Origin of the sequence: Devosia sp., from assembly GCF_036406155.1 — a bacterium.
In the GTDB taxonomy this organism is placed as follows: domain Bacteria; phylum Pseudomonadota; class Alphaproteobacteria; order Rhizobiales; family Devosiaceae; genus Devosia_A.
Genome location: NZ_DASWVV010000221.1, coordinates 1 through 6,808, shown reverse-complemented (window position 1 = coordinate 6,808; position 6,808 = coordinate 1). Strand labels below are relative to the sequence as shown.

Genomic DNA, 6,808 nt, shown 5'->3' with positions numbered 1-6,808 from the left:
GCGCGGCGCCGCGCGCTTCGGTATCGCCGTCTCGAGCGCCGCCGCGCTCAGCTTCCGGGTGGCGGCAATGCGCTTGAGCGCCGCCGCCACGTAGGTGTCCTCGCGCTCGATGCCGATGAAGCGGCGGCCGAGCTTGCGCGCCACCGCCCCGGTGGTGCCGGTGCCGAAGAACGGGTCGAGCACGATGTCGCCGGGCTTCGTCGTCGCGTTCAGCACGCGATGCAGCAGCGCCTCCGGCTTCTGCGTCGGATGCACCTTGCCGTCGTTCTCGTCCTTGAGCCGCTCGGCCCCGGTGCAAAGCGGGAACAGCCAGTCGCTGCGCATCTGCGTGTCGTCATTGGCCTGCTTCAGCGCCTCGTAGTTGAAGGTCACCCGGCTCTTCTGGCTGCGCGCCGCCCAGATCAGCGTCTCGTGCGCATTGGTGAAGCGCGTGCCGCGGAAATTCGGCATCGGGTTGGCCTTGCGCCAGATCACGTCGTTGAGGATCCAGTAGTCGAGGTCCTGCAGCGCCGCGCCGACGCGGAAGATGTTGTGGTACGAGCCGATCACCCACAGCGCCCCGTCGGGCTTGAGCACGCGCCGTGCCGCCTTGAGCCAGGCGCGCGTGAACACGTCGTAATGGGCGAAGCTCTCGAACTTGTCCCAGTCGTCGTCGACGGCGTCGACGCGCGACTGGTCGGGGCGCGTCAGCCCCTGCTCGAGCTGCAAATTGTAGGGCGGGTCGGCGAAGACGAGGTCGACCGAGCCAGCCGGCAGCGCATTCATGTGGCTGATGCAATCGCCCACGAGAATGGTGTCGATCGGGAGGTCCGCGACGGCCGTCTCGGCCGCCCGACGCGCGGTACGCAACATGCTCAAACCCTACGCAATACTGACGAATTGCGTTGTAAGGCGTTAGGGTTAAAGGGGTTCTAAGCGGCGAGGTTAGCGAGAGGTTAAGCCGCGCTCGCCGCCGCCGCGGCCGCGCGCCGGCTTGCGAGGTCGGCGACCAGTTGCCGGCCGGCCGCTGCGAGGCGCTCGCGCTCGTCCGGTCCGAAGTCGCGCGGCGTATCGTCGAAGATGCTGAGCGCGCCGATCACGCCGTTCCCTGCCAGCGCGAGCGGCACCACGGCGCAGAACAGGATGCCGTTCTCGAGCAGATAGGGATCCTCGGCATAGGCCTTGTCGGCGGAGACGTCCTCGATGACGAGCGTCTCGCCCTCGGCAATGGCTTCGCGCGCGAAGCGCTCCGCGGCGCCGGTCGCCCCGCGCCCCGCGTCCTCCCCCGGTGCCGCCAGCGTGGCCAGCGCCAGCGTCACGTCGAACTCCTTGGCAATGGCGGCGCAGCGCTGCTGCAGCCAGCCATCGCGGTGCGCCGCTTCCTTGAGCGCACTGACCGCCTCGGCACCGGCTGCCTCCGCCTCCGGCGCGCCGGAGGCGGGAACGGCCGACCCGAGCAGGTCGTGCAGCGCCCGCTCGATCCCGGCGAGATCGGTGGCGATGCCGTCGGCCTTGAGCGTGGCCGGCTCGGCATCGGCCCATTCCGCCGCATCGCCGAGCAGGCAGGCCAGGGTGCGGACCTGCGGGTCCTTGCGCTTGAGGCGGGCGGCGACATAGCGCACGTAGCTGCGCGGGTCGGGGCCGACATAGCAGAGGCAGACGAGGTCCACCCCGGTCAGGTCGAGCTGGCCCAGGCTCTCGGGCCGCACCGCCATCGGGGCGAGCGTGGTGGTGCGCAATCCGGCCCGGGCGGCGATCTGCGCCACCATCTCGGCGGCGGCGCCGTCGAGCTCGGTCTTGCCGCCGATCGACAGCACGAGAGGCGCCGCCGCGGCCTCGGGTGGTTCCTCGCCCGGTTCCTCGGCCAGTTCCTCGATCAGCGCCGAGACCGACTGCGCCACCGTCCGGCGCGGCCCCAAATCGGACGCATCGTTCCTCAGGTCCGCCTCGGCGCGGCGCAGGGCAGGCAGCACCACGGCGTCGTAATAGGCGGTGACGCCCTGGTCCTTGATGGCGCCTTCCGCCATCTCGACGGCTTCCTCGACCTTGCCGGCGAGCAGCCGCTGGTAGAGCTTCTCGTCGGCGGCCAGCACCGGCTCGCTCCCCAGCACCACCTCGAGGAACCTGAGTTGCGGCACGTAGCGGCCGAGTACCACGAGACACACCGTCAGCGGCGTCGCCAGGATGAGCCCGATCGGGCCCCACAGCGTTGCCCAGAAGATGGCGGCGACGAGCACGGCCAGCGCCGATAGCCCCGTGCTGGAGCCGTAGAGCCGGGGCTCGATGGCGTTGGTGGTGACCAGCTCCATGCCGAAATACAACGCCAGCACGCTGGCCAGCATCCACCAGCCGGGGTCGACCGCGAAGGCGACCACCGCCGGAAAGGCGACGGCGAGCAGCGTCCCCACGAACGGGATGTAGCGCAGGAAGGCGGCAAAGAAGCCCCACAAGATGGCGTTGGGCACGCCGATCAGCGTCAGCCCGATGCCGAACAGCACGCCGTACACGGCGTTGACCACGAACTGCACCAGCAGGTAGCGGCTCACCCGCGCTGCCGACTCGCCCACCACCTTGGTCGTGGTCCGGAGGTCGCCCCGGCTCACCAGCTTGAGGAAGCGGTCGCCGAGGTCCTGCCGCTCGAGCAGCAGGAAGACCACGAAGATGGCCACGATCGCGGCGGTCGCCAGCGGCCCCAGGAACGCCCCGAACAGCTGCTGCAGCCCGGCCAGCGGCGAGGGCGGCACGTTGGCGATGGTGACGGGGATGGGTTCCGTCTCGCCCTCGGGCACCTTGGGCGACACCTGCTGGCCCAGCCGCTCGATCATGCCGGCCAGCCGGTCGAGGGTGCCGCCGCCCTCGGCCGTCTCCTGCAGGGCCCGCACCTTCTGCGCGATGGTCAGCTGGTACTGCGGCAGGTCGGCGGCGAGCTTCATCAGCTGCGAGACCACGAGGTACGAGATGAGCAGCAGCATGCCGGCGGTAAGGGTGACGGTGACGATGGTCGCCGCCATGTGCGGCACGCCGATCCGGCGCAGCCCGTTCACCACCGGGGCGAGGGCGAACGCGACGAGGATCGCCAGCACCAGCGGCACGAAGATGCCCTGGCCCAGATAGAGCGCGGCGATGGCTACGAGGATGAAGCCGGTGACGGCGATGGGCGACGAGGGCTCGCGCGGCGGGAGCTCGGCTTCGCGCTGGACGACCACTTGGGTGCACTCTGCTGCTGGAATCCGCAGTCAGAACGCGCGTTGCCCGGATTCGTTGCGCTTCAGCCGGGCAGGGCGAATGCCGGGGCCGCCGGCACGGCGGCAGCCGCCTGCCGCAGCCGCGCCGCCTCGGCGCATGGCGCGAAGTCCATACGGTGGTGGCGGCCCGGGCCGTACGCCGACAGGGCCGCCAGGTGTTCCGGTGTCGAATAGCCCTTGTGTCCGGCAAAGCCGAAGGCCGGCTCGTCGCAATGCATGACCGCGCACATGCGGTCGCGCGTCACCTTGGCGATGACGGAGGCCGCCGCGATCGAGGCGCTCAGTCCGTCGCCGCCGATCACCGCCTCGCCGCCGCAGGGCAGGCCCTTGGGCACGATATTGCCGTCGACCAGCACGTGCTCGGGCAGCAGCGTCAGGCCGAGCACCGCCTGCCGCATCGCCCACAGCGTCGCCTGCAGGATGTTGAGCCGCGCGATCACCATGGGCGGCGCCACTGCGATGGAGACGGTGGCCGTGGCCATCAGCCTGTCGTGCAACGCCTCGCGGGCATCGGCCGTGAGCTTCTTGGAATCGTCGAGCCCGGCCGGCACCCGGCGCGGGTTGAGGATCACCGCCGCCACCACCACCGGCCCGGCCAGCGGCCCGCGCCCCGCCTCGTCGACGCCGGCGACGAGCTTCAGCCCGCCCCGCCGCATCGCGCGGCGCTCCAGCGCCAAGTCGGGTCCCCCCGGCAGTTCGGCAATCGGCGATTCGGCGCCCATGCGCTGAGCATGCGGATCGCCGCGGCCTTGGCAAGGGCGTTGGGCTGCTTCCCGCGCTGTGGGCGGTTTTCCCAGAAGAAGGCGGCTCTCCCGGAAGAAATTGTATCCTGTGGGCGTCCCTCACCCACGGACGTCATCCTCGCGCTTGTCGCGAGGACCCAGACTTGACGCCAGGTGACGGGGGCAACCGCCCGCCTGGTCCTCGGGCTTCACCCGAGGGATGATGCGCCGTGGAAGGGGGTGCGGATTCCCCTCGCGCTCCGGCCGTCGCCTGCGCCTGCAGCACGAGGCGGCGCCTGCAACACCCTCAGAACAGGCTCAGCTGCCTATCCTCCGCCCGCGGCGGCGCGAACAGGTCGGTCCTGAGCGCCGGCAGGCTGCCGGTCAGCCCGTAGCGCTCGCGCGCCTTTTCCAGCCGCTGCTGCAGCAGCACGGCATAGGGGCCTTCGCCGGTCATGCGCTTGCCCCAGCTCGCGTCGTAATCCTTGCCGCCGCGCGCGTCGCGCACCAGCCCCATGACGTGCCGCACGCGGTCGGGATAATAGCGCAGCAGCCATTCGCGGAAGATGTCGCGCACCTCGCCGGGCAGCCTGAGCAGGATCATGTGGGCCTGCCTCGCGCCCTGCGCCGCCGCCGCGTCGATGATGCGTTCGAGTTCCATGTCGTTGAGCGCCGGAATCACCGGGGCCACCATCACCGTCGTCGGCACGCCCGCTTCCGACAGCAGGCGCAGCGCTTCGAGCCGCTTTTCGGGCGCCGCGGCGCGCGGCTCCAGCCGGCGGCTGAGCTTGCGGTCCATGCTGGTGATCGACAGCCCCACCCGCACCAGCCCCAGCTCGGCCAGCGGCTGCAGCAGGTCGAGGTCGCGCACCACCAGCGCCGACTTGGTGGTGATGGTCACCGGATGGCGCGTCTCCAGCAGCACTTCGAGGATTTGCCGGGTCAGCCGGTGCTTGCGCTCGGCCGGCTGGTAGGGGTCGGTATTGGTCCCCATGGCGAGCGGCCTGGGCCGGTAGCGCCTGTCGGCCAGCTCGCGCCGCAGCAGCTCGGCCGCGTTCACCTTCACATAAATGTCGCGTTCGAAATCGATCCCGGCCGAGTGGCCGAGATAGGCGTGGGTCGGGCGGGCGAAGCAATAGGCGCAGCCGTGCTCGCAGCCGCGATAGGCATTGATCGAACGGTCGAAGCCGATATCGGGGCTGTCGTTGCGGGTGATGATCGAGCGCGCCCGCTCGATATGCTCCACCGTCTCGAACGGCTTCAGCGGCTCGAGTTCGGACTCCGGCTGCTCCCAGCCGTCGTCGACGGCCTCGCGCGTCTCCCGCTCGAAACGCCCGCTGACGTTGCTCTGTGCGCCCCGCCCGCGATTGAGCCGCGGGTCGAGCAGCCGGCGCCTGACCAGGTCGGCGTCGCGCGTCAGCGCCAGCTTCTCGAGCGCTTCGAACGACGGGGTGATGTGCAGCGCCATTGCTCTCTCCGCTCGCTGCGGACGAATCGCCGCCGCGGTAACGACTGGTTAACAATGGCACCAAAACTAGAACAGAACAAGAACATAGTTGCCCGAGGCTTCGCGGGCGGCCACACCGGCTGGTCCAACGTTGAGACGTATAACGTTATGCGTTATAGGGAAGCATGATCCTCAGCTTTGCCGATGGGGAGACGGAGAAGATCTGGGGCGGCCTGTCCAGCCGGCGGCTGCCGTCCGATATTCAGGCCGTTGCCCTGCGCAAACTGCGCCTCCTCAATCAGTCGCGAACGCTCGGGGACCTCAGGGTGCCGCCGGGCAACCGGCTGGAGGTGCTGCATGGCAACCGCGCGGGGCAGCACAGCATTCGGATCAATGAACAGTGGCGGATTTGCTTCCGCTGGCAAGGACACGGAGCGAGCGATGTCGAGATCGTCGACTATCACTGAGGCGGATCGCCTTCCCAATCCCGGGCCCGGGGCGATCCTGCTCGAGGAATTCCTGAGGCCGATGGGCATCAGCCAGAACGCGCTGGCTCGCGCCATCAACGTGCCGCCCCGGCGGATCAACGAGATCGTCCTCGGCAAGCGCCAGGTCACCGCCGACACGGACCTGCGTCTGGCGCGCTATTTCGGCGTTTCCGAAGGCTTCTTCCTCGGGCTGCAGACCGATTACGACCTCATGGAGCGGCGCCGCACCATCGAGCCGGAACTCCGGGCGATCACGCCCCGCGCGGCCTGACGCGGCCTACTTCTCCGCCAGCCGCGGCATCAGCTCGATGAAGTTGCACGGCTTGTGGCGGTTGTCGAACTGCGCCCGCAGGATCCCCTCCCAGGCGTCGCGGCAGCCCCCGCTCGAGCCCGGCAGCACGAACACGAAAGTGGTGCCGATCAGCCCGGCGGTTGCGCGCGACTGTAGCGAGGACGTGCCCACGGTATTGGCCGAGTACAGGTGGAACAGCACGGAAAAGCCGTCCATGCGCTTGTCGAACAGCGGCTCCAGCGCCTCCGGCGTCAGATCGCGGCCGGTGAAGCCGGTGCCTCCGGTGGTGATGACGGCGTCGACGGCCGGGTCGTTCACCCAGCCCGTCACTTTCGCACGGATGGCGGCGACGTCGTCGCGCACCAGCGCGCGCTCGGCGCAGCGATGCCCGTCCGCTTCGATCAGTGATTTGAGCAGCTTGCCGCCCTTGTCGGTCTCCAGCGTGCGCGTGTCGGAGACGACCAGCACGGCGATGTTGAGCGGGATGAAGGGCTTGTTCTCGTCAAGGACCGACTTGAACATCGGCGAACTCCGTTGCGGGCGGGCGACGTCCCCTTTTCGGCCCTGGCGCGCGCTGCCGCAACCCCCGCTTGCCGCGGCGCCGGGACGCGGGGCCGCTACGGCCCGGCCGGCCG

Annotated in this window: 7 protein-coding genes; 2 read left to right on the top strand and 5 right to left on the bottom strand. The window is 69.6% G+C overall.

Features of this window, described 5'->3' with window-relative positions; all coding sequences use genetic code 11:
- From VGD93_RS15465 to VGD93_RS15450, 4 genes are all read right to left on the bottom strand, one after another.
- Window positions 1–852 (bottom strand): DNA-methyltransferase (locus VGD93_RS15465; RefSeq protein WP_395013062.1); only part of this gene is annotated, 852 nt, incomplete at its 3' end.
- Between the two features lie 83 nt (window positions 853–935).
- The gene (locus tag VGD93_RS15460) at window positions 936–3,185 is read right to left on the bottom strand and encodes an AI-2E family transporter (RefSeq protein WP_395013061.1); all 2,250 of its coding nucleotides are present in this window, start codon (window positions 3,183–3,185) and stop codon (window positions 936–938) included.
- Window positions 3,186–3,247: 62 nt separating this feature from the next.
- A complete protein-coding gene (locus VGD93_RS15455; protein ID WP_395013060.1) occupies window positions 3,248–3,946 on the bottom strand; it encodes a ribonuclease HII in 699 nt (232 codons plus the stop codon).
- Between the two features lie 307 nt (window positions 3,947–4,253).
- The gene (locus VGD93_RS15450; protein ID WP_395013059.1) at window positions 4,254–5,414 is read right to left on the bottom strand and encodes a PA0069 family radical SAM protein; all 1,161 of its coding nucleotides are present in this window, start codon (window positions 5,412–5,414) and stop codon (window positions 4,254–4,256) included.
- A gap of 164 nt (window positions 5,415–5,578) precedes the next feature.
- Between VGD93_RS15450 and VGD93_RS15445 the strand changes: the two genes are divergently transcribed.
- The gene (locus VGD93_RS15445; protein ID WP_395013058.1) at window positions 5,579–5,860 is read left to right on the top strand and encodes a type II toxin-antitoxin system RelE/ParE family toxin; all 282 of its coding nucleotides are present in this window, start codon (window positions 5,579–5,581) and stop codon (window positions 5,858–5,860) included.
- On the top strand, window positions 5,835–6,152 hold the full coding sequence (locus VGD93_RS15440) for a HigA family addiction module antitoxin (protein WP_395013057.1): 318 nt from the start codon (window positions 5,835–5,837) through the stop codon (window positions 6,150–6,152). The genes VGD93_RS15445 and VGD93_RS15440 overlap by 26 nt, the downstream gene beginning before the upstream one ends.
- 6 nt (window positions 6,153–6,158) lie before the next feature.
- On the opposite strand, the gene moaB is transcribed toward VGD93_RS15440, so the two are convergent.
- Complete coding sequence (gene moaB, locus VGD93_RS15435; protein ID WP_395013056.1) at window positions 6,159–6,695, bottom strand: molybdenum cofactor biosynthesis protein B; 537 nt, start codon at window positions 6,693–6,695, stop codon at window positions 6,159–6,161.
- Between the last annotated feature and the right edge of the window lie 113 nt (window positions 6,696–6,808).